The 25,227-nt window shown below is 42.8% G+C and carries 24 protein-coding genes; all 24 read left to right on the top strand.

All coding sequences use genetic code 11. The annotated features are described in order from the left end of the window. The first annotated feature begins 1 nt into the window (after position 1). The 24 genes from AYW75_RS12070 (at position 2) to flhF (ending at position 25,126) form a co-directional block, all read left to right on the top strand. The gene (locus tag AYW75_RS12070) at positions 2-472 is read left to right on the top strand and encodes a helix-turn-helix domain-containing protein (protein ID WP_067099776.1); all 471 of its coding nucleotides are present in this window, start codon (positions 2-4) and stop codon (positions 470-472) included. Continuing rightward, positions 473-1,633 (top strand): sensor histidine kinase, encoded by a 1,161-nt coding sequence (locus AYW75_RS12065; protein WP_067099774.1) that lies wholly within the window; start codon positions 473-475, stop codon positions 1,631-1,633. Continuing rightward, positions 1,626-2,972, top strand: a complete 1,347-nt coding sequence (locus AYW75_RS12060; RefSeq protein ID WP_067099772.1) for a sigma-54-dependent transcriptional regulator — start codon at positions 1,626-1,628, stop codon at positions 2,970-2,972. The genes AYW75_RS12065 and AYW75_RS12060 overlap by 8 nt, the downstream gene beginning before the upstream one ends. 70 nt (positions 2,973-3,042) lie before the next feature. Continuing rightward, on the top strand, positions 3,043-3,402 hold the full coding sequence (fliE, locus tag AYW75_RS12055; protein ID WP_067099770.1) for a flagellar hook-basal body complex protein FliE: 360 nt from the start codon (positions 3,043-3,045) through the stop codon (positions 3,400-3,402). Between the two features lie 26 nt (positions 3,403-3,428). After that, positions 3,429-5,105: a flagellar basal-body MS-ring/collar protein FliF gene (gene fliF, locus AYW75_RS12050; RefSeq protein ID WP_067099768.1), complete on the top strand. Its 1,677-nt coding sequence runs from the start codon at positions 3,429-3,431 to the stop codon at positions 5,103-5,105. 1 nt (position 5,106) lies between these two features. Then, positions 5,107-6,117 (top strand): flagellar motor switch protein FliG, encoded by a 1,011-nt coding sequence (fliG, locus tag AYW75_RS12045; protein ID WP_067099766.1) that lies wholly within the window; start codon positions 5,107-5,109, stop codon positions 6,115-6,117. Between the two features lie 3 nt (positions 6,118-6,120). After that, positions 6,121-6,903 carry a FliH/SctL family protein gene (locus AYW75_RS12040; protein ID WP_067099764.1) on the top strand — a complete coding sequence of 261 codons (783 nt, stop codon included), beginning with the start codon at positions 6,121-6,123 and terminating at the stop codon, positions 6,901-6,903. Positions 6,904-6,911: 8 nt separating this feature from the next. Continuing rightward, complete coding sequence (gene fliI / locus AYW75_RS12035) at positions 6,912-8,246, top strand: flagellar protein export ATPase FliI (RefSeq protein ID WP_067099762.1); 1,335 nt, start codon at positions 6,912-6,914, stop codon at positions 8,244-8,246. A 52-nt stretch (positions 8,247-8,298) separates the two neighbouring features. Beyond that, positions 8,299-8,736 carry a flagellar export protein FliJ gene (gene fliJ, locus AYW75_RS12030; RefSeq protein WP_067099760.1) on the top strand — a complete coding sequence of 146 codons (438 nt, stop codon included), beginning with the start codon at positions 8,299-8,301 and terminating at the stop codon, positions 8,734-8,736. Continuing rightward, the gene (locus AYW75_RS12025) at positions 8,736-10,457 is read left to right on the top strand and encodes a hypothetical protein (RefSeq protein WP_067099758.1); all 1,722 of its coding nucleotides are present in this window, start codon (positions 8,736-8,738) and stop codon (positions 10,455-10,457) included. Before fliJ ends, AYW75_RS12025 begins: the two co-directional genes overlap by 1 nt. 1 nt (position 10,458) lies before the next feature. Further along, the gene (locus AYW75_RS12020) at positions 10,459-12,192 is read left to right on the top strand and encodes a hypothetical protein (protein WP_067099757.1); all 1,734 of its coding nucleotides are present in this window, start codon (positions 10,459-10,461) and stop codon (positions 12,190-12,192) included. Between the two features lie 45 nt (positions 12,193-12,237). Continuing rightward, positions 12,238-12,537 carry an STAS domain-containing protein gene (locus AYW75_RS12015; protein WP_067099755.1) on the top strand — a complete coding sequence of 100 codons (300 nt, stop codon included), beginning with the start codon at positions 12,238-12,240 and terminating at the stop codon, positions 12,535-12,537. Positions 12,538-12,554: 17 nt separating this feature from the next. Then, positions 12,555-14,249 carry a fused response regulator/phosphatase gene (locus tag AYW75_RS12010; protein WP_067099753.1) on the top strand — a complete coding sequence of 565 codons (1,695 nt, stop codon included), beginning with the start codon at positions 12,555-12,557 and terminating at the stop codon, positions 14,247-14,249. 47 nt (positions 14,250-14,296) lie between these two features. Next, entirely contained in the window at positions 14,297-16,102 is a 1,806-nt protein-coding gene (locus AYW75_RS12005) for a flagellar hook-length control protein FliK (protein WP_067099751.1), read from the top strand. A gap of 92 nt (positions 16,103-16,194) precedes the next feature. Next, positions 16,195-16,716: a flagellar basal body-associated FliL family protein gene (locus AYW75_RS12000; RefSeq protein WP_067099749.1), complete on the top strand. Its 522-nt coding sequence runs from the start codon at positions 16,195-16,197 to the stop codon at positions 16,714-16,716. A gap of 9 nt (positions 16,717-16,725) precedes the next feature. Next, the gene (gene fliM / locus AYW75_RS11995) at positions 16,726-17,697 is read left to right on the top strand and encodes a flagellar motor switch protein FliM (RefSeq protein ID WP_067099747.1); all 972 of its coding nucleotides are present in this window, start codon (positions 16,726-16,728) and stop codon (positions 17,695-17,697) included. A gap of 13 nt (positions 17,698-17,710) precedes the next feature. Next, on the top strand, positions 17,711-18,172 hold the full coding sequence (fliN, locus tag AYW75_RS11990; RefSeq protein ID WP_067099745.1) for a flagellar motor switch protein FliN: 462 nt from the start codon (positions 17,711-17,713) through the stop codon (positions 18,170-18,172). Between the two features lie 89 nt (positions 18,173-18,261). Further along, the gene (fliO, locus tag AYW75_RS11985) at positions 18,262-18,567 is read left to right on the top strand and encodes a flagellar biosynthetic protein FliO (RefSeq protein WP_231886202.1); all 306 of its coding nucleotides are present in this window, start codon (positions 18,262-18,264) and stop codon (positions 18,565-18,567) included. Then, positions 18,557-19,315, top strand: a complete 759-nt coding sequence (gene fliP / locus AYW75_RS11980; protein WP_067099741.1) for a flagellar type III secretion system pore protein FliP — start codon at positions 18,557-18,559, stop codon at positions 19,313-19,315. The genes fliO and fliP overlap by 11 nt, the downstream gene beginning before the upstream one ends. A gap of 2 nt (positions 19,316-19,317) precedes the next feature. Next, positions 19,318-19,587: a flagellar biosynthesis protein FliQ gene (gene fliQ / locus AYW75_RS11975; RefSeq protein ID WP_067099740.1), complete on the top strand. Its 270-nt coding sequence runs from the start codon at positions 19,318-19,320 to the stop codon at positions 19,585-19,587. Continuing rightward, on the top strand, positions 19,587-20,369 hold the full coding sequence (gene fliR / locus AYW75_RS11970; protein ID WP_067099738.1) for a flagellar biosynthetic protein FliR: 783 nt from the start codon (positions 19,587-19,589) through the stop codon (positions 20,367-20,369). Before fliQ ends, fliR begins: the two co-directional genes overlap by 1 nt. After that, entirely contained in the window at positions 20,362-21,501 is a 1,140-nt protein-coding gene (gene flhB, locus AYW75_RS11965; protein WP_067099736.1) for a flagellar biosynthesis protein FlhB, read from the top strand. The genes fliR and flhB overlap by 8 nt, the downstream gene beginning before the upstream one ends. 20 nt (positions 21,502-21,521) lie before the next feature. After that, a complete protein-coding gene (gene flhA, locus AYW75_RS11960) occupies positions 21,522-23,648 on the top strand; it encodes a flagellar biosynthesis protein FlhA (RefSeq protein WP_082856506.1) in 2,127 nt (708 codons plus the stop codon). A gap of 128 nt (positions 23,649-23,776) precedes the next feature. Beyond that, positions 23,777-25,126 (top strand): flagellar biosynthesis protein FlhF, encoded by a 1,350-nt coding sequence (gene flhF, locus AYW75_RS11955; protein ID WP_231886201.1) that lies wholly within the window; start codon positions 23,777-23,779, stop codon positions 25,124-25,126. Positions 25,127-25,227: the final 101 nt, after the last annotated feature.

The following is a 25,227-nucleotide window of genomic DNA, read 5'->3' as shown; positions in this document are numbered from 1 at the left end:
CATGAAAGCTTGTATCATTGGTGTCAGTCAAGAAGAGACTCAAGCGGTTGCGCCGATCCTGCATTTTCTCGGAATTGAGATTGTCATGGACCCGCAACAGGACGAACTTGTTGATTTCTTTGTTGTTGGAAGTTTGGTTGACGTCACCAAGCTGTCTTTACCGCTGCCTTCTATTTGGCTGCAAGAGCGAGAAGATATGGCGTCTGATGAAGCGATCTGGTGTTGTCCTATACCATGGCGCCAAGAACAGATTTTGCCTATTTTGAATCGCTTGGCTGAATCTCCTAATATGCCACGTACGCAAGCTGTAAACCTTAACGTTTATATTCGGCATCTTGAGTCGGTGTTGATTCGTCATGCGTTAACGTCTTCAAATGGTGTGGTTTCTAAAGCGGCTAGTTTACTGCAAATTCAACGAACAACATTGATTGAAAAGATGCGTCGTTACCGTATAGATAAGTCGGAGTTCTAAGTGGACAAGGACGAAGAAATTGCCCGTCTAAAAGAAGCATTCAGTCTGTTTGAAGAGACTTCACGTTCCTTAGAAAACGCTTATGAAGAACTGCAAAATGAAGTTCGCTTGTTAACCGCAAAACTGGAACAGGCAGAGCACGCCAAACGAGAAGAAGAAACGAAAAATCAAGTACTGCTGAAGCAATTTCAGCAGCTTTTTTGGTCCATGCCTGTCGGCGTCATGTTGCTCAATTCGGAAGGACGAGTTGTGATGACTAATCCCATTGTGGACCGGTTATTTGGTGAGTCTATTTTGGGTGGTGTGTGGTCGGATATTGTGCCTAAAAGTTTTCGGCCTCAGAAAGACGATGGCCACGAGATTACCATGGTCACTGGACGGCGTGTTCGTGTTGAAACATCTTCTCTGGGTGATGTGCCTGGGCAATTGATTATTCTTGTTGACCTAACAGAAACTCATTCGCTGCAACGTCAATTAGCGCATCATGAGCGCCTTTCCACCATGGGCAAAATGGTAGCGGCGCTGGCGCATCAAATACGCACGCCGTTGTCTTCTGCCATGTTATACGCAGGGCACTTACAGAAAGAATCTTTGTCTGAGGATATGCGCGTTCGTTTTTCGGGGAAGTTGTCTGACCGATTGAATAATATTGAGCGCCAAATTCGAGATATGCTAATTTTCTCAAAGTCAGATATTAAGTTGGATGAAAAACTACTGCTGACAGTGCTGGTTGATAAAGTGTCTGAGCGTGCACATGAACAGACGGAACTAAATAATGCTGTGCTTAATGTTCATGTTGACGGTTTGCCAACAGGACAAATACAGTGTCATCAAGATGTGTTGGTCGGATCAATACTGAATTTGGTGAACAATGGTATCGAAGCTTCTGAGCGCGGTGCAGAAATAGATTTGTGGGTCTCGGCTCATGACCAAGTTTTACGTATCACGGTTGAAGATCATGGACGAGGGATGAGCAATGAACAGCTCAATAAAGTACAAGAAGGTTTTGTTACGACAAAACAACACGGAACAGGGTTGGGGCTGATGGTAGTGAAAGCGATTATCCGTGCCCATCATGGTACCTTTACAATCGAAAGTCAGCCTGAGGTTGGTACAAAGGCGACCATCACATTGCCAATTTTAGGGAGTGAGTATGTCTGAAGTGAGTTTGTTGGTCGTAGAAGATGACCGAGGATTAGCTGAAGCATTGGAAGACACGCTGTTACTGGCGGGTTATAAATGTTTTATGGTTGAAAGTTCGGAGGATGCCATTGTCGCGTTAAAGCGTCAGAGTTTTGATATGGTGGTATCGGATGTCAATTTGCCTGGAATGGATGGCTACGGATTACTTCAGCATGTCGTTGAGCATTTTCCTGAATTACCGATGATGCTGATGACCGCCTATGGTGATATTGCTCATGCAGTTGAGGCGATGCGTAATGGCGCAGTAGACTATTTGCTTAAGCCCTTCAAAGAAAATGAGTTGCTCGATGTTATCGCTAAACATACGTCCCGAGTTGCAAAAGTTAAAAGTTATACGCCGATTGCTAAAGATCCAACCAGTGTGGCTTTATTGGAATTGGCAAAGCGAGTGGCGGTAACGGATTCAACGGTTTTAATCTGTGGTGAAAGTGGAACAGGTAAAGAAGTTTTAGCGCAATACATTCATTCTGTATCAGAGCGCAATGGACACCCTTTTATTGCTATTAATTGCGCCGCCATCCCTGAAAATATGCTCGAAGCCATGCTGTTTGGTTACGAGAAAGGGGCCTATACGGGAGCTGTTTCTTCTCAGGCGGGTAAATTCGAACAAGCCAATGGCGGCACTTTGTTACTAGATGAAGTGACTGAAATGGATGTCGGACTGCAGGCAAAATTATTGCGCGTATTACAAGAACACGAAGTTGAGCGATTGGGTGGTAAAAAAGCCATTAAGTTAGATGTGAGAATCATTGCTACAACAAACCGTGATTTGGCTGAATATGTACGAGAGGGTGGTTTTCGGGAAGACTTATATTACCGATTGAATGTATTTCCTTTGCGGTGGTCTCCTATCCGTGAGCGTAAAGGCGATATACAACCGCTGGCAGAAGCTTTATTGTTAAAGCATGCACAAAAGATGCGCATTGATAGTGTTTCCTTGGCACCGTCTGCGTTAAGTAAGCTGGAATCTCATGGCTGGCCAGGTAATGTACGTGAATTAGAGAATGTGATTCAGCGCGCCTTAATATTGTGTACACAAGGCAGGGTGAGCGAGGAGCATATTGTGTTTGATATGGTTTCTGCGCCAAAAGTAGAAGAGCCAGAAGACGAAGATGCAAATGAAGCCGCATCGATACTTGGACGAGGTGTTCAGCAACATGAATTCCGTATTATTGCTCAAGCACTAGTCGATGCCAAAGGTAAGCGCAAAGACGTGGCGGAAAAATTGGGCATTAGCCCCCGAACATTACGCTATAAAATCGCAAAGATGCGAGAATGTGGCATAGAAGTTGATTGATATTAAAGTCTAGTTTTTAATAACAGTGTGCTAAGCTATTAGCACTTAATCATTTTTTGGTGCGAGTAAAATGGTGACAGACAGACCTGACATTAATCAGGTGCTTTCTCAAATGCGTGACTTGCGAAGTCAGATTCAAACCCCTAGCTCGAATAGTCAAAACGTTATTCAGCAAGTGGGGCCGCAAGCCGCCCAAGGGGTAGAGCGTCCTGATTTTTCCGACATGCTGAAAACTGCTGTTGATAATGTAAACTCATTGCAGAAAGAGTCTAAAGCACTAGCGCAAGCCTATGAGCGCGGTGAAGAAGGGGTAGACTTACCTCAAGTAATGATTGGTTTGCAGAAATCGAGCGTATCCTTTGAAGCGATGACCCAGGTAAGGAATAAGCTGGTAGACGCCTACGAGAAAATAATGAATATGCCCATTTAAGAGTGGGTTAGACGCGGCAGTACTGAATGGATAATGTCCCAGCAGATCGATCTGAGCAAAAACTCTATATGGAGTTATTGACTGGCTTCAACAAATTGACGGTAATTCGTCAGCTTTCGTTGATGGTCGGTCTTGCTGCATCTATTGCTATTGCATTGGCTGCTGTACTTTGGTCATCCGGGCCAGATTACAAGCCTGTGTTAAGCAGTATTACAGACTACAACGCTGATCAAATTGTTGAGATTCTGAATGTTAACAACATTCCTTTCAAGCTTGACGAAAACACTGGCGCGTTGTTGGTTGAGTCGGATTTCTATCATCAGGCTAGGCTCAAATTAGCCGGTTCAGGTATTGTTTCAGATAACATTGTTGGTCTTGAGATTATGGACCAAGAGCAGTCTCTAGGTACGTCTCAATTTGTAGAAACTACTCGCTACCGTCGTGGTCTTGAGGGGGAATTAAGTAGAACCATTACCAGTCTACAAAGTGTTAAATCTGCTCGTGTTCACCTTGCTATCCCTAAAGAATCTGTCTTTGTTCGAGATACACGTAAGCCGAGTGCTTCGGTATTTCTTGAACTTTATCCTGGTCGTCGTTTAGATCGTAGCCAAGTCGATGCAATTGTGAATCTTGTCGCATCGAGTATTTCACAGCTGAGTGATAAGGACATCACGGTTGTTGATCAGCGCGGGACACTGTTAACTGAAAAAGATACCAGCTCACAACTTTCAATTGCCGGAAAGCAGTTTGAATACTCGCGCCGTGTTGAGGATGTCATGCTCCAGCGAGTAAATAATATCTTGTCACCGGTTGTGGGAAGCGGAAGATTTAAGGCAGAAGTTTCTACTGATATTGATTTTACTGCTGTAGAACAAACGGATGAACAGTACAATCCAGACTTGCTAGCACTTCGTAGTGAGCAAACTTTACGAGAACGTCGGTCTGCAAATGGTGGTAATAATGGTGTACCTGGCTCGTTAACCAATCAGCCTCCTGGCGCTGTTAATATTCCTGAAGCGGCGGATGAAAATGGCGCTGCGATTGGCGGTGGTTCAAATGGAGCGAATGGGCAATCACGTGAAGAAACGACACGAAACTTTGAACTAGATCGAAGTATTAGCTATACCAAGCGACAACAAGGTACCGTTCGAAGGCTTTCAGTTGCTGTGGTTGTTGACGATATTGTGTCGATAGATCCTGATACCTCAGCAATTATTCGAACACCTTGGAGCGATGAAGAACTGAGTCGTTTAACACTTCTAGTGCGTGATGCTGTTGGTTACGATCCATCTCGTGGTGACAGCGTGAGTGTTATTAATTCTCCGTTTGCTGTGCCTGAGCCTCCTGAAGCCCCTGAAGCTATTCCATTTTATAAGCAAAGTTGGTTCTTAGAATTATTGCAGCCTGTACTTGTCGGTATGTTTATTCTATTGCTTCTATTGATGGTAGTACGTCCAATCCTGAAAACACTGGGTGATCAAAATAAAATTGCTGTGGCAGAAGATACCGAGGCAGCAATTTTTGCCGATGAAACGGATGAAATTTCTGATGATCAAGTGTCTCTGGTTAGTGCCGAAGATGTCTCTGTGCCTGGCTCACCAGAGAAAATTGAACGACAGCTGAATGCCATACGTGGTCTTATCGCAGAAGAGCCCGAGCGTGTGGCTCAAGTAGTCAAGCAGTGGGTAATGGAAGGCAGCTAGTATGAGTGATCAAGATACTGGGAACATGAGCTCGCTGGAAAAAGCAGCAGTTTTATTAATGTCGTTAGGAGAGTCTGACGCTGCTCAAGTTTTAAAACATATGGGCCCAAAAGAAGTCCAGCGTATTGGCCAGTCAATGGCGCAGTTAGCAAATATCCAAAGACATCAAGTTGAAAAGGTTTTGGATGAGTTTTTAATTCTCGTTGGTGATCAAACAGGCCTTGGGTTAGGTGCGGATGGCTATATCCGAAATATGCTCAAAGAAGCGCTTGGTGAAGAAAAAGCCGGCAGTTTAGTTGATCGAATTCTTTTAGGTGGTAATACCACCGGCCTAGATACACTTAAATGGATGGAATCACGTGCAGTGGCGGATGTAATACGTTATGAACATCCTCAAATTCAAGCCATTGTTATTTCGTACTTAGACCCTGATCAAGCTGCTGATATCTTATCGAACTTTGATGAGCGTGTGCGGCTTGATATCGTTCTACGTGTCGCTTCTTTAGAAACTGTTCAGCCTGCAGCATTGCAAGAATTGAATAATATTCTTGAACGTCAGTTCTCTGGTAATAACTCTACCAAGTCTACATCTATTGGCGGTATTCGTACGGCAGCTAATATCATGAACTTTATTGATAGCTCAGTTGAGGCTGAATTGATGGAGTCTATTCGCGATGTGGATGAGGATCTAGCAAGTGGAATTCAAGATTTGATGTTTGTTTTTGATAATCTACTGGAAGTCGATGATCGAGGCATTCAAGCTATCTTACGTGAAGTCGAATCTGAAACGCTGATTTTGGCATTGAAGGGGGCTGATCCTGACATGCAAGAAAAAGTCTATAAAAACATGTCTTCGCGTGCTGCTGACATGCTAAAGGATGATTTAGAGGCCAAAGGGCCGGTACGTGTTAGCGAAGTTGAAGTATCGCAGAAAGAGATTCTTGCGATTGCCCGTCGCTTAGCTGATAACGGTGAAATCGTCCTTGGTGGCGGTGGTGAGCAGATGGTTTAGTGAATGTCTGATAACGAAAAAAAACTTACTGCTTATGAGCGTTGGGAGTTGCCGAATTTAGGTTCTGGCGAAGCACCGCGTAAAACGGCCTCAGGTATTGCGATAAAGACCGACGATGAAGCCTTTGAGATTACAGAAGAAATTGATGAAGATTCTTTAGTCTATGAACCACTAACGGCGCAACAACTTGAAGAAATACGCTTAGCTGCTTACGAAGAGGGCTTTTCTCAAGGTCAAGGAGATGGTCAAGAAGCAGGGCATAAAGAAGGTTTCGCTAAAGGGCAAGAAGAAGGCCATCAACAGGGTTTTGAACAAGGCCTAGAAGAAGGTAAGGCTGAAGCATTAACACAAGGTGTTGAGCTTGCGCAGTCGCAGGTTGGTGAACTTGAAACGTTTCTCAATAATGTTTTAAAAGAATTTGAGCAACCTCTTGAAAGTACCCGAGAGCGTTTAGAGGAACTGTTACAGAGTGCTACTAAACGGATTGTTGAGCATGTTGTTCGTCGTGAATTAGGGGAAGAGAGTGAGCAAATGATTCACTCTGAATTAAGTAAAGTACTGGCTACGTTAGGTGAGCATGAGGGCCGTGCTTCACTGACCGTTCATCCTAGTTGTGTTGAAGCGATTGAAGCATTGGCCGCTGACCAACGACTCACGATAAAAGTAAAAGAGGATCCGTCTTTGATTGAAGGAGGCTTTGTCCTTGAATCAAATGAATTTTATGTAGACGGTACGGTTGAGTCTCGTTTAAAAGACGTTCTAAACTCTCTTGATAAGCCTCAATAAAACATTCTATGACCACACTCCTTGATCGATTAAGCAAGCTGCAGCAACACTCATTGCCAGATTACTCCATTGATATCGAGGGTAAGGTAACACGTATGGTCGGCCTGACAATGGAAGCTGTAGGTTGTGCTGCTTCGTTGGGTGATCGATGTGCGGTCCAAATTGGTGAAAATCGTTGGGTTGAATCTGAGGTTGTGGGCTTTACTGGGGATTTGACCTATTTGATGCCAACGGAAGCGATTGATGGTATATCTCCAGGGGCTCGAGTGCGACCATTGCGTGAAGACAGTCAAATGCCGGTTGGTCCAGGGCTATTAGGACGTGTTGTTAATGGGCTTGGTCGACCGCTGGATGGTAAAGGGCCAATTATTGCTGATGAGAGTATTAGCTTACAGGGAGAAATAATAAACCCGCTTCAGCGAAAGCCGATCAGTGAGCCATTAGATGTTGGTATTAAAGCAATCAACTCATTATTAACGGTGGGTAAAGGCCAACGTTTAGGTCTATTTGCCGGCAGTGGTGTGGGTAAAAGTATGCTACTTGGTATGATGACACGTTTTACCGAAGCAGATATAACCGTCGTCGGATTGATTGGCGAGCGTGGTCGAGAAGTTAAAGAGTTTATTGAGCAGATTCTTGGCGAAGAAGGGTTAGCGCGTTCTGTTGTGGTGGCTTCGCCTGCTGATGACTCCGCCTTAATGCGCTTACGTGCAGCGGTTCTGACGTCACGTATCGCTGAGTATTATCGCGATCAAGGTAAAAACGTATTACTACTGATGGATTCTTTGACACGTTATGCCCAAGCCCAGCGTGAAATTGCCTTGTCAGTCGGGGAGCCGCCAGCAACCAAAGGCTATCCCCCCTCGGTTTTTTCTAAACTACCTTGGCTGGTGGAACGTGCTGGTAACGGTAAAGAGGGCGGTGGTTCCGTAACGGCTTTTTATACTGTGCTTACAGAAGGGGATGATCAGCAAGACCCTATTGCAGATGCCTCTCGAGCCATCTTGGATGGCCATATTGTATTGTCACGGCGTTTGGCGGAAGAAGGACATTACCCTGCGATTGATATAGAAGCTTCCATTTCCCGTGCAATGCCTCATATTGTTTCTGATGCTCACATGCAAGGAGCGATGCGTGTGAAGCAACTCTATTCGCGTTATCAGCAGAATAGAGACTTGATTGCCGTCGGGGCTTACACAAAAGGCTCGGATCCTGAATTAGATCAAGCAATTACTTTGATTCCGGCTATTAATGACTTTTTGCGTCAATCACTCGGTGAAAGTTTTAGCATTGATCAAAGTCTAGAGGCTCTTGTTGCAGCAATGACTTCTAACTCATCTTAGTAGACGCCTATACCCTAAGCCGCTAATATCAAACTAATTCCGAGGGAAGCGCATGAAAAAATCTGAACGCATGCAGGTACTGGTTGATATTTCAAAACGCAAAGAAGACGACGTAGCGAAAGTTGTGGCGAAAGAACAGGCTCGTCTTCAGCATGATCAACAGAAACTGCAAGAGTTGAAAGAATATGCTGAACAGTATGAACAGCAGCGAAACCTGCTTGGCTTATCTCCCTATTTAACAACTAATTACCAGCATTTTGTTACGCGCCTGCATCAGGCTGTCAAACAGCAAGAGCAACAGGTTAGGCGTACAGAACAACAGGTTAATATGGCGATGAAACGTTGGCAGGATGCACGTGCAAAAACCAAAGGTATGGATTGGCTAAAAGGAAAAAGCGTTAGTGAAGAAAATGCGCTGGCCGATAAGCAAGAGCAAAAGCAGATAGACGAGTTTGCAAACCGTGCTTTCTTTCAGCGGATGCGTTCTTAATGAGAGATATTCAAGCATCCTCGCAAACTTCTGTTATCTCGGCATTGTTTAACATTGAGTCTTCTATCTATGAATCTAAACTTGCACCGTTGAAATCGTATTTGACCATTCAGTCATTGCTTACAGATCTAAAGTACCACCTCTCTGAACAAAGCCAACTTTACAGTCATTTAAATTTGTTGATAAATGACTTCGCCACGTTGATTGAACAAGGTACGTTTTTTAATGATGCACAAATGGCTTGTTGGATGGCATGGACGAGCGAATTTCGGTCACTTTATGTAGCCGAATTGGCTTTTTCGAATATTGTTGAGACTGATTTACTCGAGAATATTCAGCGAGGATTGAAAAGTTTTTTAGCGCAGACTCAATGCGATTCTGTACGATCTTATAAAGGTGAATATCAAGGCCAAGTTGCTCAAGGGTTTGAGGACTTTTCAAGTCTGTCTGACTTGGGGTATTGGGTCATTGATCATGCAGAAAACCGTTCTGGTATTCGGGGTGATAGTTTTGACAACGTGCAAATGCAAGTTGTGCTAGAAACGGGATTAGACTTAAAGCAACTAGCTTCTAAGTTGCCTAAATGGCATTGGCAAGCGTTGGAGCATGGCACAAGTCAGGCTTTGATGTTGCCTGAAGAAAGTCAGAATTATTGGGTTGATTGGCTGCACTTATTGGCCTCAGAGCGTGAGGTGTGGCGTAGAAGCCCTTCTTTTCTAAGTTTTTATAAGTCACTGCATGATCAGGTTCGAGAGCAGTTTTCCGTTAGTATTGATGATGCTATTCAGGTTGCTAATAGGAGCAATCTAAGGGTGATGTCTCAGAGTATCAGTCTAGAAACTGCTCATGGGATAAATCTTTATAGAGGGCGTGTTTTTCTTCTGGACGATCAGTCGCGCGCGACGCAAGTGTTGCCTTTGTCTGAGTCGGTTGTTCCGGTTTACTGTTTGTATTGGGAAGACCAAACTATTGTATTTCCTGCATTTCGAGTGACAGTAATTAGTGAAAAGGGTCAAGTTGCTCAAGTGCCGTTGGATACAAAAGTATGGTGTTATGGCGACAGTGGGTGGGAGTCAGTTGAAACATTACATGAGCTTAGTCCATTAGTATCGATTGTAATAAATGAGGATGTTTACTGGTTACAGCCAAACTCATTGGCTCGAGATTACGGTGTTGTTTTACGTGCTACCTTTTTACCTAAAACGACCCATAATGTTTGGAACGTGAGAGGGCAGTTTTATAAAGAGCCCATGTTACCAGAAGAATCGTTTTGTCAATCGTTAATGCTAAGGCACAGTGGTGCTGTATATGGGCGTTGTAAGAACCGCTCTCCTGTTATGTTTCAGTTCGCTTCTACTCATGGTATTGAGCTTTACGCTGATATGGTTATAGGTATTACACCGTATCGTTCCGTTGTGCATCTCATGCCTGGCTTTGTTTATCATGGCGGTTATGTGTTGCCCTTAATTGAATCGGGTGATCTGGATTGCAGCGATGACGATTTAGTCATTTTTATTGAGTCTAAAGGCATTAATTTCGCTTTTAGAGGGCAATATAGTTCAGATAAGAATACTGTTCATAAATTAGTAGACGCTGATGCGATTATGCTAAATTGGCATCAAGAACGAATTCGGATCACCCTAAAAGAAGATGGATGGTTTCTGTTGGACCAACGCCATACCTATTTTTTTCTTAAACAGCTGTTAGAGATTCTTGAATAAGATGAACGTAACCACTTCAACTCATACAGCATTTGATAGACGTCGAATGCGCTTTTCAGACTGGATAGTTCAGTATGCGGTGCTGTTTATTTTGCTGTTTTCGGCTTTGCTAGTAGGTACTTACTTCTCTGCAAGTGAGCGTCTACAAGAATCTCAGCGATCATCAAATGAGCTATATGATATTACTTATCAAACTTTAGAGTTGATGACTCGGTGGCAAGCAATTTCTGAAGACCAAGGCTCAGCTTATATTCCTGAGTTGTTACAGTGGGAGCGCTCCCTAGGTCAGCGGTTACGCCAAAATAGTTCCGTAATTTTGAGTTTACCCAGCGCGCCTGTCACTATTTCACAATTTACAATAGCAGAGCAAATCCAATTAGCATTGAATCGGCTATCTCAAATTAAGCAAATTGCAGCTGAGCGTAACTCAAGAATAGGTGACATGGATTTGTTTCACCACCCTTATGTGATGTTGCTTTCTTTAGGGTGGTTCCTGTTACTTATATACCTCATTTGGGGGTGGCGTCGAATACTATTAGACAGACGAGTAGCATTAAGCTTTTTTCACTCACAAATTGATCGAGCACAGTCTGGCTCTTCGGTTTCTGTTCCTGTTCTACGCAGTGATGAATTTGGGGATTTCGCCCGTTATTTAGATAGTTTTTTAAACGGCGTTAATTCTGATTTGTTAGCACAAAAAGCCCTTGCTCAGCTGTATCAAGCGGCTATGTCTTCTTCTTTATCGCTGAAACTATTGGTTAATGAGGGCGGAGAAATCCTTAGCGTAAGTGAAGGGATGTCAGCGCTGTGGATCCTAGAGTCAGAATCTTTATCCGATTTTTTAGGAGTGGATATACATCTTTCAAGTTTAGAGGGTGAACAGCTTTCAAGTGCTTTAATAGCTAAAAATACAATAACGTCTCAGCGTATCGGAAAGAAGAATTATGAGTTGCGTTGTACGGAGATTATGACCTGTAAAGAGCAGGGCTATTTGGTCGAGTTGGTTCAGTTAGAGTCTCATGCAGAGCTTAGAGTGCTTGAGGCAACGTTGAGTTTAATGGCCAATGACGTGTGGGATGCTCCAGTTAGAATATTAGATGATACCTCCCCATACTTTAGCTTTTCTAATAAACTGGAAGCAAACCGTAAGCAAGTGTTCGATTTTCTTACGCGTTCTAATGTCTTAGTTAATAACTGTGACAAAGAATATCCCAAGATTACTAAACTGCAACAGTTGTTCGAGTGGCTGATTGCTAAACTCAACAGCAATGAAGTCGAGATGAATGAAAGTCTTGATAGTCAAAATATACTCGCTTCAGATATAGAAGTAAGTAAACAAGACTTTTTGTTAGTGAGAGAGCAAATAGAATATCGTTTTGAGTTATATGAAGCTTATATACAGCAATTGGCTGGATGGCAGGCATCTCAAAATACATGGGTTGCAGTGGTGAATGAAGGTTTAGTAAACACCAAAGAAGCGATTTTAAACTTGCTGAGTATAGTGCATACAGAGCCTTCAAGTGCGAGTGTTATTGAACATAGCGTCATTGATCTATCTCATGATATAGATACTGTGTTAACCGAGATTCTTAACTCTAAGCCAGCACCTGGTGACTTGAAGTTGGAACATATTAAGAGTACAGAATCAGATTTAATGCGTCGCCTAAACGATGTTCAATCAAAGTTAGATCATGTTTCGGATTTGGTTAATAAGCAAAAACTTCTCTCTCATTAATCGTTTAAAGTCATTTTTTGGGCCCAAATTCTGTGAGGCAAGTCTATGATTATTAGTCAATATGATGAAAACGCAAAGACAGCGAACCTAGTTATTAAAGGGAGGTTTGATTATTCTTGCCAACAAGCGTTTCGAGATGGCTTTAGTCGCTATCCTAAAGGCACTGATTTTATCGTAGATTTGAAAGATGTAAGCTATATTGATAGTTCTGCATTAGGTATGTTGTTACTACTGCGTGACCACGCAGGCGGTGATGGAGCAACGATAGAATTAAAAGGCGCGTCTGACTTTGTGGGTAGTGCATTAAAGATGGCAAGGTTTGAACGTCTGTTTTCATTTGCGTAATGATTTCCGGAGTGGCTATGAAGGAACAGAAGCTAACGATACTGGTCGCGGATGACAACCCATCGGATAGAATGTTACTTGAAACCATGCTGAGCCAGCTTGGGCATGTGGTTGTGACCGCTGAAGATGGCCAAGACGCGGTAGATTGCTTTGATCCTGATAAAATTCAACTGGTCTGTCTAGATATTAAAATGCCTCGTAAAGACGGTTGGGAGGCAGCCATTGAAATTCAAAGAAAATCTCAAGAAAGGCTTGTTCCTATTGTCTTTTTATCAGGTGTTTCTGATCCTGCTGTGCTGCAAAACTGCTTAGATGTTGGTGCCACTGACTTCATCTCTAAGCCTTACAACCCCACTTTGGTTTCCGCTAAACTAAATGCCATTGCACGATTGTTGGTATTGCAAAATGCTTTATCTGATCAACGTGATGAATTGTCATCCTTAAATCAACAGATGGTTCATGATCAAGAAGTGGCGAAAATGGTTTATGAACGTATAACTCATTCAAATTGTTTATCGGATCGAGCCCTCTCCACGCTTCATCACGGTAGTCATATTTTTAACGGTGATGTTATTTTGGCCGCGTATAAGCCTAATGGTGGAATGCATCTATTGCTTGGTGATTTTACTGGGCATGGATTATCTGCCGCGATAGGCGCTTTGCCATTAGCAGACATTTTCTTCGACTGGACGGAGAAAGGATTTGTTATGCGTCAGATCCTTCCAGAAATTAACAAGCGGTTACACAAGATACTCCCTCCAAATATGTTTTGCGCTGCGGCCTTTATTGACATTAATGCGCACAATCGCACTGTTGCTGTGTGGAATGCAGGCTTACCCGATTTACTGTATTTTTCTGCAGATGAAATCCTGCCAAAATTGATTAGTTCTGACTCATTACCTCTAGGGATACTAAATGAGCATGAGTTTGAAGCCAATATCGATATGTTTTCCTATGAGCCTGGGGATTATTTTGTTGCTTTTACGGATGGGGTTTATGAAGCTAGAAGTAAAGATAATAAGATCCATTATAATAGCGCTTTAAACCCTCTCTATGAAGGCCAAGTGAAAGGTTGTCCTTTTAATTGGTTGGAGAAAATGCTGCATGATGAAGGTATTCTTGAAGACCCCCACGATGATATTTCTGTCCTGGGAATAGATTTGTCTCTGGCATTGGATAATAGCCCACAATCTCAGTCCTTAGCTCAAGGACGAAGTTTTAATGCTCCCGCTAGTTTCGCATTTTGTTATGAACTGAACGCTGATTCGTTAAAGAATACCGATCCTTTGCCTTACTTGTTGCAAATATTAACGACAGTTCCAGAATTGAATAAACGTTCTAGTGAGGTCTACATGATTCTCTCTGAGATGTATTCTAATGCTTTAGAGCATGGCATTCTTAATCTTGATTCGAGTTTAAAGTCGACGGTGGAAGGTTTTGCTGAATATTATTCCTCAAGAGAATCTAAGCTTGAGCAGTTACTTGAAGGCAAAGTTGTTATAGATGTAAAAGTGGTTGCCGAACAGGGAGCTGGGTGTTTGTGTCTTGCTGTATCGGACAGCGGTAAAGGTTTTGATACCTCTAATATACAGCTTAACGATTTTGACCATGACCGCCCTTTTAATAGAGGGTTGAGCTTAATTAATCAGCTTTGTAATGAAGTTGAGCTATCAAGTAATGGCACTAAAATATCCATTAAATATACTTGGTGAACTTGGCCTTTTATTTGCATCCTTATTGCGAATAGTGGAGGTTGCCCATGATTAATAGCCCATCTTTATCTGTCGTACCAACGACTCCCAAAGTCGCAAAAACATCTTCTTTATCCCAATCTAACAGCGGAGGAGATTTTGGTTCTGTTTTTGATGCAACGAATCGTCTATCGAGTACAGAAAGAAAGCCTAAAACAAGTCCGGTTTCTGATGATAAAGTTAATAAAAATCAAGATCTTGAAGAATCTCGCGTTTTAATGAATGAAGCCCCGAAAAAAGATTCAGTTGAATATCACGATACGCAGTCCAAACCTTTAGAGAAAGAAGCAACGTTAAAAGATTCTGATAAGAAAGAAAAGTCTGATGAGGGCAAAGCCGCGTACCAAGAAGGTGTCGAGGTGGATACATCAAAGTCTTCCGTTGTCGATGAGGATGGCAAAGAGCGGCAAATCGATGGGCAAGCCGTTGCAGTTGATGTTTCTACTCAAGAGGCTAATTATCAAAATACAGGCTCAGGAAATACTTCAAGTGTGATTCAATCCCCACCTGAAACAAGTGCCGAGCAGTTATCGCAAGACGGTGAAGCTGATACAAATATTTCGCTCGAAGTCAAAGGTGAATCTATTTCTTCATCAGAGCGAGACTCTTCGATTTTAAATAAAACTGAACCAGCTTTAGATGATACTGCCTCTTCAGAAGGTAAGACTTTTGAAAAAGTGTCGGGAACTTTAGAAGGGGAGTCATCATCGATTCTTGCTGAAGAAAAAGTGTCGGGAACTTTAGAGGGGGAGTCATCATCGGTTCTTGCTGAAGAAAAAGTATCGGGAACTTTGGAGGGGGAGTCATCATCGGTTCTTGCTGAAGAAAAAGTGTCGGGAACTTTAGAGGGGGAGTCATCATCGATACTTGCTGCAGGAAAGGCAACAGGAGCCGCAGAGAATATATCGGGAACATTCGATGATGCTACACCTGTTAGTGATTTAGGTCCTAGAGCCTCTTTTGCTTTAAACATTGAAGACACAGAAGGTGAGGCAGAAACTCTTCGACCTAATGAAAACCTACGTTGGATGATGGAGCAACTGTCGAAAAAAACGGAGCAATCAACAAATGGTTTAAGTGCTGCACCCAATGCTATGAATGTGTCTAATAGTACTTTATCGGGAGAATCTTTAGCTGCTGCGCTTCAGGACGGCGATTTATCTGTGCTAATGGACAAGGACTTGATTGAGCTTCCTAAAGATTTAAGCGAATTAATCGGCGCTAAAAAAGTACTTGAGCAAGTTGAGTCAGGATTTAATAGCTCATTGCAACCTGCTAGTCAGGGGCTTAATAGCCTGAGTTCAGTAAATGCTCTTGTGGGGGCTGGAACTTCTAATGTCCGCCCAGAAGGTGCTGCTGCACAGTTAACGATGCACGCTTTACCGAACACCCAAGCTTGGTCATCAGAGATGACTTCTAAGGTGTCATGGGTGGTTAAAGAAGGGTTCAAAACCGCACATATACAATTAGATCCACCTGAGTTGGGGAGTTTGACGGTAAAGGTTAGTATTGATCAAGATTCCAATACGCACGTTAGCTTTGTTGCCAGCTCGGCGCACGCGAAAGAAGCCCTTGAGGGGCAGATGCAACGCCTTCGAGATATGTTACAGCAACAAGGCATGGACTTAGGCTCAGTTGATGTGGAAGTCTCACAAGATAATGGGCAAGCTTATGGCTCGGATGCGTCTGATGGCCAAAATGGACAAGGAAAAGGGGGGGGAAACCCTGGCAATGACGATGTAGGAGATATGGATGGCTTGGAAAATGTGAGTTATGTATCGCCTACAGAACAAGGGATTGATTATTACGCGTAGAAAACCATGGTGATTCACTATAATCTTTGTAGAATAGTGATCTTGCACATTCGTAGAATGTATTAGCTAATTTGCATGAACAAGGGTTGTATATGGCAGACGATGAATTAGATGTTGGCGCTGAAGAAGGAAAAAAGGGCGGCAAGAAAAAACTGATCATCATTATTGTTGTGGCGCTGTTGGTATTAGGTGGCGGTGGTGCTGCTGCGTACCTATTTTTATTCAGTGGTGACGATACAGAAGAAGCTGCTGATGGAGAGGCGGCCTCAGCAGAAGAAATGGTTCAATTAGATGGTCCGGCAATTTATTTGGATCTTGATCAAGCGTTTGTCGTTGATTTCATGGTATCTGGGAAGCAGCGTTATTTGCAGTTGAATATGACACTGAAGTCTCGTGATCAAGGTCAAATTGACGCCGTGAAGTTGCATATGCCGTTGATTAGAAACAGTCTTGTATTACTTTTCTCAAGTCAATCCTTTGATGAGCTGCAAACAGTGGACGGTAAAAAGGCTTTGAAAGTGGCTTCTGTTGAAACAATCAACAGCATTCTGACTCAAGAAACCGGTTTAGGCGGCATTGAAGACGTATTGTTCACAAACTTTGTGATGCAATAAGGACGATAGATGGCTGCGCAAGATTTATTATCTCAAGATGAAATTGATGCACTCTTACACGGTGCAGATGAAAAGCCTGAAGCGGATGATAATGCCGATGCAGGCGGTGTCTCATCTTATGATATCACCAGCCAAGAGAGAATTGTGCGTGGGCGAATGCCCACGCTTGAAATGATTAATGAGCGTTTTGCTCGATATACACGTATAAGCCTTTTTAATTTATTGCGTCGAACTGCCGATGTGTCATCAGGTGGTCTTCAAATCATGAAATTTGGTGAGTACGTTCATACTCTGTATGTCCCTACCAGTTTGAACCTTGTTAAGTTTCGCCCATTGCGAAGCACAGCGTTGTTTATCTTAGATGCAAAACTGGTGTTTAAGTTAGTAGATAACTTTTTTGGTGGTGACGGTCGTCACGCTAAAATTGAAGGTCGAGAATTTACGCCTACCGAAATCCGAATCGTGCAGTTGATGCTTGAGCAGGTCTTTGTGGATTTGACTGAAGCTTGGGCCCCTGTGTTAAAAGTAGATCTTGAGTACATCAGTTCGGAAGTAAACCCTGCAATGGCTAATATTGTTAGTCCAAGTGAAGTTGTTGTGGTCTCAACCTTTCATATCGAACTTGATGGCGGCGGTGGTGAACTTCATATTACCTTGCCCTATTCAATGATTGAACCAGTGAGAGAGCTGCTTGATGCCGGTGTTCAAAGTGATGTTGATGAAAAAGATGAACGCTGGGGGAAGTCGTTAGAGCAAGATGTGCAAGAACTTGATGTCGATATCCAGGTCAACGTTGTTAATAAAAAAGTTAAGCTGGGTGAAGTTATGAAGTTTAAGAAAGGAGATGTTATACCGATTGAGATGCCAGAATTAGTCACGGTGCGAGCCAATAACGTACCTACTTTTAAAGGTAAACTTGGTGTAAGTAACGGTTATTACGCCGTTGAAATGGTTGAAAATTGTAAGAATTCTAAGAATTAGTTAGGTCTAAAAAATGGCAGAAGAAACTAACCCAGATGCAGAAGGAATGGACGCTGATTTAGCTGATGAATGGGCAGCTGCAATGTCTGAAGCGGGTGATGATGAAGGAGAGAGTGGCGACGTTGATGATGAATGGGCTGCTGCTATGTCTGAGCAGGATGTAAAACCTGTACAGCTAGAGGAACTAGGTGGTGCATCTGGAGTGCCCGCATTAAGCTCTGATATGGAGCTTATAATGGATATTCCTGTTACTTTATCCATGGAGCTGGGGAGCACGGAAATCGCTATTCGTAACTTGCTACAGCTAACACAAGGATCTGTTGTAGAGTTGGATAGATTTGCTGGTGAACCACTAGATGTATTGGTAAATGGTACTTTGATTGCTCATGGAGAAGTTGTGGTGGTCAACGACAGGTATGGTATTCGTCTAACGGATGTTGTTAGCCCCAGTGAACGTATTAAACGGTTAAAATAAACTTTTAAATGACGCGATATTTTTTTGTATTAAGTACCTTTTTTATTTCAGTAGGCGTGCTTGCAGAGCCTTTTTCTGGTGGTATAAAAATGGCTGATACGTCTTCAATTTGGCGTCTGTTTTTTGCATTAGCTTTTTTGATTGCCCTGATTCCCGCAGTTATTTGGGGCCTAAAGCGTTTACAAGGGCTGCAACATAAGCTATCAAAATCTGAAATTCAAATTATAGCAATACAATCAATTGGCACTAAAGAAAAGCTTATTTTGGTTGAAGTTCAGGGGAAGCGAATGTTGCTTGGTGCAACGGCTAACCATATTACCTGCTTGAATGAATTTGATTCGGCTGGAAGCCAGTTTGCTGAGATGATGAGCGAGCAGTTAGCTAATGAGAAGTAATATATTAAGACTTCTAAAGTGGTCGTTGGTTGCAATCTCTATCTTGCCTTTTTTTGTTTGGGCAGATCAAGGGTTACCAGCCGTATCAGTGATCACTAATGCAGATGGTAGCCAAGAATATTCAGTAACACTGCAAATCTTGTTCATCATGACAGCTTTAACGCTGCTTCCTTCAGCGTTAATTATGATGACTTCCTTTACTCGAATCATTATCGTGTTATCCATTCTTCGTCAGGCTATTGGTTTGCAACAATCGCCTTCTAACCAAATAATGCTAGGAATGGCCTTGTTTTTAACGTTGTTTATTATGACGCCGACCCTTGATGAAATTAATGCTAAGGCTTTGCAGCCTTACTTAAATAATGAAATGACATCACTTCAAGCCGTGGAGGCTGCTTCTAAGCCTGTGCGTGAGTTCATGCTGGCTCAGACACGTGAAGATGATATAGCGCTATACGTCAAATTAGCAGGTAAAGAAGGCCAAATTGATTCATTAGACACACTCCCATTCACAATATTGATGCCTGCCTTCGTGACCAGTGAGTTAAAAACGGCATTTCAGATTGGTTTTATGTTATTTATCCCGTTTTTGATCGTTGATATGGTTGTTGCCAGTGTATTGATGGCGATGGGTATGATGATGTTATCCCCAGTGATCATTTCGTTACCCTTTAAGATTATGTTGTTTGTGATGGTAGACGGCTGGTCTATGATTATGGGAACGTTAGCCGCTAGTTTTGGAATTTAGTCATGGATCCCCAAATTGTTCTCGATTTGTATGGGCAGGGCTTTTATTTGATCGTCGTTATTGTCTCGGCATTAATGGTACCCAGTTTGGTTGTAGGCTTAATCGTGAGTATCTTTCAAGCGGCAACTCAGATTAACGAACAGACACTGACTTTCTTACCTCGTTTTATTGTCACTATTTTTGCCATCATGCATCTTGGACCATGGGTTTTAACAACACTGACAGACTTTTTTACACAGCTGTTTATTGATATTCCCATGATGATTGGCTGATGCTGGAATTAAATCCTGATCAATTAATGGCATTAGCTGTCAGCTTCTTGTTGCCTTTTTTTAGGATTGGGGCTTTTTTAATGGCATTGCCATTATTTGGCAGTAAACTTGTAAGCATCCGTGTTCGTCTGCTTTTTGCCTTTGTGATTTCTATCATTGTGACGCCTATCGTCACAGTACCTAGCTATGACCCAATCTCACCTGCCTTTATCTTGCTGATTGCTGAACAGCTTATTGTCGGTATTGTCTTGGGGTTCGTTGTAACGGTTTTATTTCAGATATTTTCTTTAGCAGGACAATTAGCAGCAATGAAAGCTGGGCTTGGTTTTGCTATGTCGAATGATCCCGCAAACGGTATTACTGTTGCTACAGTAGGCCAATACTATATGACGATGGCGGGGCTGGCTTTTTTGGGCACAAATGGTCATCTTGTGATGATCGAGTATCTGGTGAGTAGTTTTGAGTATTGGCCGATTGGTAACGGCTTTGATAGTCAGCGTTATTGGGATGTGTTGCAGCTGGGTAGCTGGCTATTTGAAAAAGGCCTATTAATGGTTCTTCCGCTTGCTGTAGCCACTCTTGTTATGAATATTTCATTTGGTGTTGTAGCAAAAGCATCCGCTCAGTTAAATGTCTTCGCACTTGGCTTCCCGATTATCATGCTGTTTTCACTTGTCTTTATTTGGATTATGTTGGAAGACTTTTTAGACATCTATCGGTTGTTTTTTCAGGAAATGACGACTTGGTTGCAAGAGACATGGGGGTTCGATAGTAATGGCTGAGAATGAAAACGGCACAGAAAAGACCGAAGACGCCAGTGCCAAAAAACTCGAACAAGCAAGAGAAAAGGGCAATGTTGCTCGTTCTAAAGATCTAAGTAGTGCTGTTTTACTAGTTGTAGCGGCTTTTTCAATGTATATGGTTGGCATGCTAATAGTGGACGATTTGACACGACTGTATGCCTTCAATTTTTCTTTGGCTCGTGAAGATTTATTTGATAAAGCCATGATGATTCATCATTTGTATGTATCGATCATGGCGGCAATGGACTCTATTACTGTTTTCATGGTGATTGTATCGGTGGCAGGCATCATTGGTAGTGTCGCTTTAGGTGGTTTTAACTTTTCGTTTGAAGCAATAACACCAAAATTATCTAAAATGAACCCTATTACGGGGATCAAGCGAATGTTCTCCGTCCAGTCTTTGGTGGAGCTTGGTAAGTCTATTTTGAAGGTGGCTCTTGTCGGAACTGCGGCTTACTTTGTATTGCGCTACTATGTTCCTACGCTAACTGATTTGACTTTTGAAGCAACAGGGACAGCACTTAATCATGCGGTTGAAGTTCTGATTTGGGCGTTTATTCTAGTGTCTTCGTCTCTCATCATTATTGCTGCAGTAGATGTGCCTTTCCAAGCTTGGCAGCACAAAGATAAACTCAAAATGACTAAGCAAGAAGTTAAGGACGAATATAAGAATGCAGAGGGTGACCCTCAAGTAAAGGGGCGTATACGTCAGTTGCAACGTCAGGCTGCAATGCGGCGTATGATGGCCGATGTGCCTCAAGCTGATGTCATCATTACCAACCCGACACACTTTTCCGTAGCATTAAAATATGATCAGGCAAATGGAAAGGCTCCGGTTTTATTGGCGAAAGGAAATGATTTCATTGCCCTAAAGATTCGAGAGATTGGCAATTACTATGAAATCCCTGTGATACAATCGCCGGAATTAACCCGTGCAGTTTATCGACATACAGAGATCGGTGATGAAATTCCTGAAGGGTTATTTCAAGTGATAGCTCAGCTGTTGGCTTATGTCTATCAAATAAGAATGGCTCGAACAGGTGATAAGCCCCCTGAAAGCATGCCACCATTAGATGTACCAGAGGAGTTTCAGTGGAATGGGGAGCGCTAATTTGATGTGCAGAGGTGTAAGTGGAATTTGATCGCCAACGATTAGGTGGACAAATGAAAGGTATCCTAAGTGGCAATTTAGGTGTTCCTTTTATTTTATTGGCATTGCTTGCCATGATGATTCTACCACTGCCTCCTTTCCTGCTAGATGTTCTATTTACCTTTAATATTGCGTTAGCAATAGTGGTTCTATTGGTGGCTGTATACTCCATGCGGCCATTAGATTTTGCTGTCTTCCCTACAATTCTATTGATTTCAACCTTGATGCGACTGGCGTTGAATGTCGCCTCAACCCGAGTTGTCCTACTAAATGGTCATGAAGGCGGGGATGCTGCCGGAAAGGTTATCCAAGCTTTTGGTGAAGTAGTGATTGGTGGCGATTACGTTGTAGGTTTTGTGGTTTTTGCCATCTTGATGATCATTAACTTTGCCGTAGTGACCAAAGGTGCAGGGCGTATTTCGGAAGTAAGTGCTCGATTTACGCTGGATGCTATGCCAGGTAAGCAAATGGCAATCGATGCGGATTTGAATGCTGGCATGATTGACTCTGATCAAGCCAAGCAGCGCCGTGATGAAATAGCAGCAGAAGCGGAATTTTACGGTTCGATGGATGGTGCGTCGAAGTTTGTAAAAGGTGATGCCGTCGCCGGCCTGATGATTTTGGGTATTAATATCATTGGTGGTCTGGCTATTGGTATGGCGCAACATGGTTTGTCATTTGTTGAAGCTGTTCAAGTCTACTCTCTTCTGACTATCGGTGATGGGCTTGTTGCTCAATTGCCTTCTTTAATGTTATCGACCGCGGCTGCGATCATGGTTACTCGTGTTAATGAAGCGGGTGATATGGGGCAGCAGATTTTTGGTCAGATGTTTGCCTCATCTAAAGCGCTTTATGTTGCGGCGGGCATTTTAACCATAATGGGCGTCGTGCCAGGCATGCCTCACCTTTCTTTCCTGTCATTAGCCGCATGTGTTGCAGGTGGTGCATACTTTATTGAGTATCGTAAGAAGATAAAGGCCCGAACAAAAACGGCATCGAAGGGAGCTACGAAGGGGGACTCAGGTGGTGCTCAGCCTCCAGCAGAAAGTAAAGATTTAAGTTGGGAAGATGTTGCGCCAGTAGATATGCTTGGCTTAGAAGTTGGCTATCGTTTGATACCTCTTGTAGATAAAAGCCAAGGTGGAGAGCTCCTTTCACGCATCAAAGGCGTTCGTCGAAAGTTATCTCAAGAACTCGGTTTTTTGGTTCCCAGTGTACATATACGAGATAACTTAGATTTAATGCCGAACGCTTACCGAATTACCCTAATGGGGGTGAGTCTTGCTGAGGCTGAAGTGCATCCAGATAAAGAATTGGCGATCGACCCCGGTCAAGTATTTGGCAAGGTAGACGGTATTCCAGGAAAGGATCCCTCATTTGGCTTAGATGCTATTTGGATTGATACCAAGAAGCGGGATCAAGCTCAAACCTATGGTTATACCGTCGTAGACGTCAGTACGGTAGTTGCAACCCATATCAACCAAGTGATGCAAAAACATGCCTTTGAGCTGATTGGTCATGATGAGGTGCAACAATTGCTTGGTTTGCTAAAACAGCATAATCCTAAATTAGCAGAAGAATTAGTGCCGAATACGGTGCCTTTAAGTGTTTTACTAAAAGTGCTGCAAAACCTACTGCAAGAAAATGTTCCGCTTAGAGATATGCGTACTATTGCGGAAGCTATTATGGGCGTACAACCAAAATCACAAGATCCTATGATCTTGACATCAGCAGTTCGTACATCATTATCGCGCATGATTATGCAATCATTGGCCGAAGGTGTCGAAGAAGTACCTGTTATGACTTTAGATCCGCAGCTTGAGAAAATGCTAATGCAGACGGTTCAGCAAAGCCAGCAATCCGGAATTAAAAACGAAGAAGCGCTTATACTAGAGCCTCAAATGGCTGAGCAGTTACAAAAGTCATTCCGTGAACATGCAGAGCAACAAGAAGCAATGGGTAACACGCCTATACTCATCGTATCGGCTCCGATACGTCCTATGTTGGCTCGTTTTATGCGTTATGGTGGTGTGGGAATGTCTGTACTTTCTTACCAAGAGGTGCCTGATAACAAACGGGTGACGGTGGTCGCTGTCATTGGCCAGTGAATTAAGGAAAAGCATTGATTTTCTAGCTATATTTATGAAAACCTTTCGGGTAAGCTATGGATTTGTATGCATAAATAGACTTAAAGGACTGGTATTAAATGCAGTATAGGCGGTTTAGAGCTCCCGATATGCAGAAGGCGATACGTAAGATACGTGAAGCCGTCGGGCCTGATGCTGTCATTATGTCCAATAAACGCCTGCCAAGTGGCGAAGTTGAAATTGTTATAGCAATCGATTATGACGGTTCAATGACACCTAGTACAAACCACAAACCAGACCCAGTACAGCGAAAAGCTCCCCCACAGCCCACAACACCAGAGCCTAGCGCACACTACAAAGAGCGTTTAGAGCAAGCGCGCGGCATGGCTCCCCAATCGTCATCAAAGCCTAAAGGTGAAGTGTACGAAGTTTTTGATGATTCACCACCACCTAGACAAAATCCTGCTAAAAATCATTATGTTGATGATTATGCCCCTGTCACAAAATCTTATGAACCTGATCCAGAGCCTTCAATACAAGAAAGCCTATCATTAAAGGATCATGTTCCTGAACGCCCATCGCCTGACGAAGAGAAGCTTCGAGCGATGGAGAAAGAGCTCGAACAAGTTCGAAGGCTATTAGAACAGACACAGCAAGATAATCAGCAGGTTGTTGCTCAAGCTTCTGCATCTAAGAGGCAGACCTATGATCAACGGCTTCAAGAACAATTAACCACGTTAGGATTGTCAGAAAAAGTCATTGATAAGATTATGTCTGATCTATCCTTAACGGGTAGAGAGGAAGATTGGAAGAAAGCACTTTCCCATTTAGCAGATAGTATCCCTATACGCTCTACGGTAGAGGCGTTCAGCGGGTGTATTGCATTTATGGGACCGACGGGTGTTGGAAAAACAACAACTATAGGCAAAATAGCAGCTCAGTATGTTTTGAAATATGGCTCTAATAATGTGGTATTAATAACTACGGACACTTACCGTATAGCCGCTCATGAGCAGCTTCGCACGTTTGGCCGGATTTTAAATGTCCCTGTTGAGGTTGTTAATGAGTACACTGACTTAAATGAAGTGTTAGATAAATATGCAGATTACTCGCTAGTGCTTGTGGATACAGCAGGCATGAATCCAAGGGATCAGAACCTTGAACGGCAGCTTGCTATGATGAAAAGAGCGCGCGGATATTTAAAGAAATTGTTAGTTTTACCCTGTACAAGTCAGCGTCAGGTGTTAAAAACTGTTGTGGATGTTTATTCTCAGATACAGTTAGATGGTTGTGTATTAAGTAAGATTGATGAGTCCGCTTCGCTCGGTGAAGCGATTAGCGTTGTGATTGAAGAAGGTTTGCCAGTTATGTATGTTGCATACGGTCAGCGAATCCCTGATGACATAGAACCCGCGCGAGCGCATAACTTAATTAGCCGTGCAGTGTATACTGCTGAGCAATTTGGGCAGTTATATGGGTCACTTAAGTATGGGAGTTAGTAAAAATATGTTATTTGGCAGAGCGCTAGAGGGAACTATATAGTACATTTATGTTTGTACGCTCCCTGATAATAAATTTTAAGTTGTAGCATATCAAGACG

Source organism: Marinomonas atlantica (assembly GCF_001639725.1).
Taxonomy (GTDB): Bacteria; Pseudomonadota; Gammaproteobacteria; order Pseudomonadales; family Marinomonadaceae; genus Marinomonas; species Marinomonas atlantica.
The sequence above is the reverse complement of the archived record's forward strand: the minus strand, read 5'-3'. Positions and strand labels throughout refer to the sequence as shown.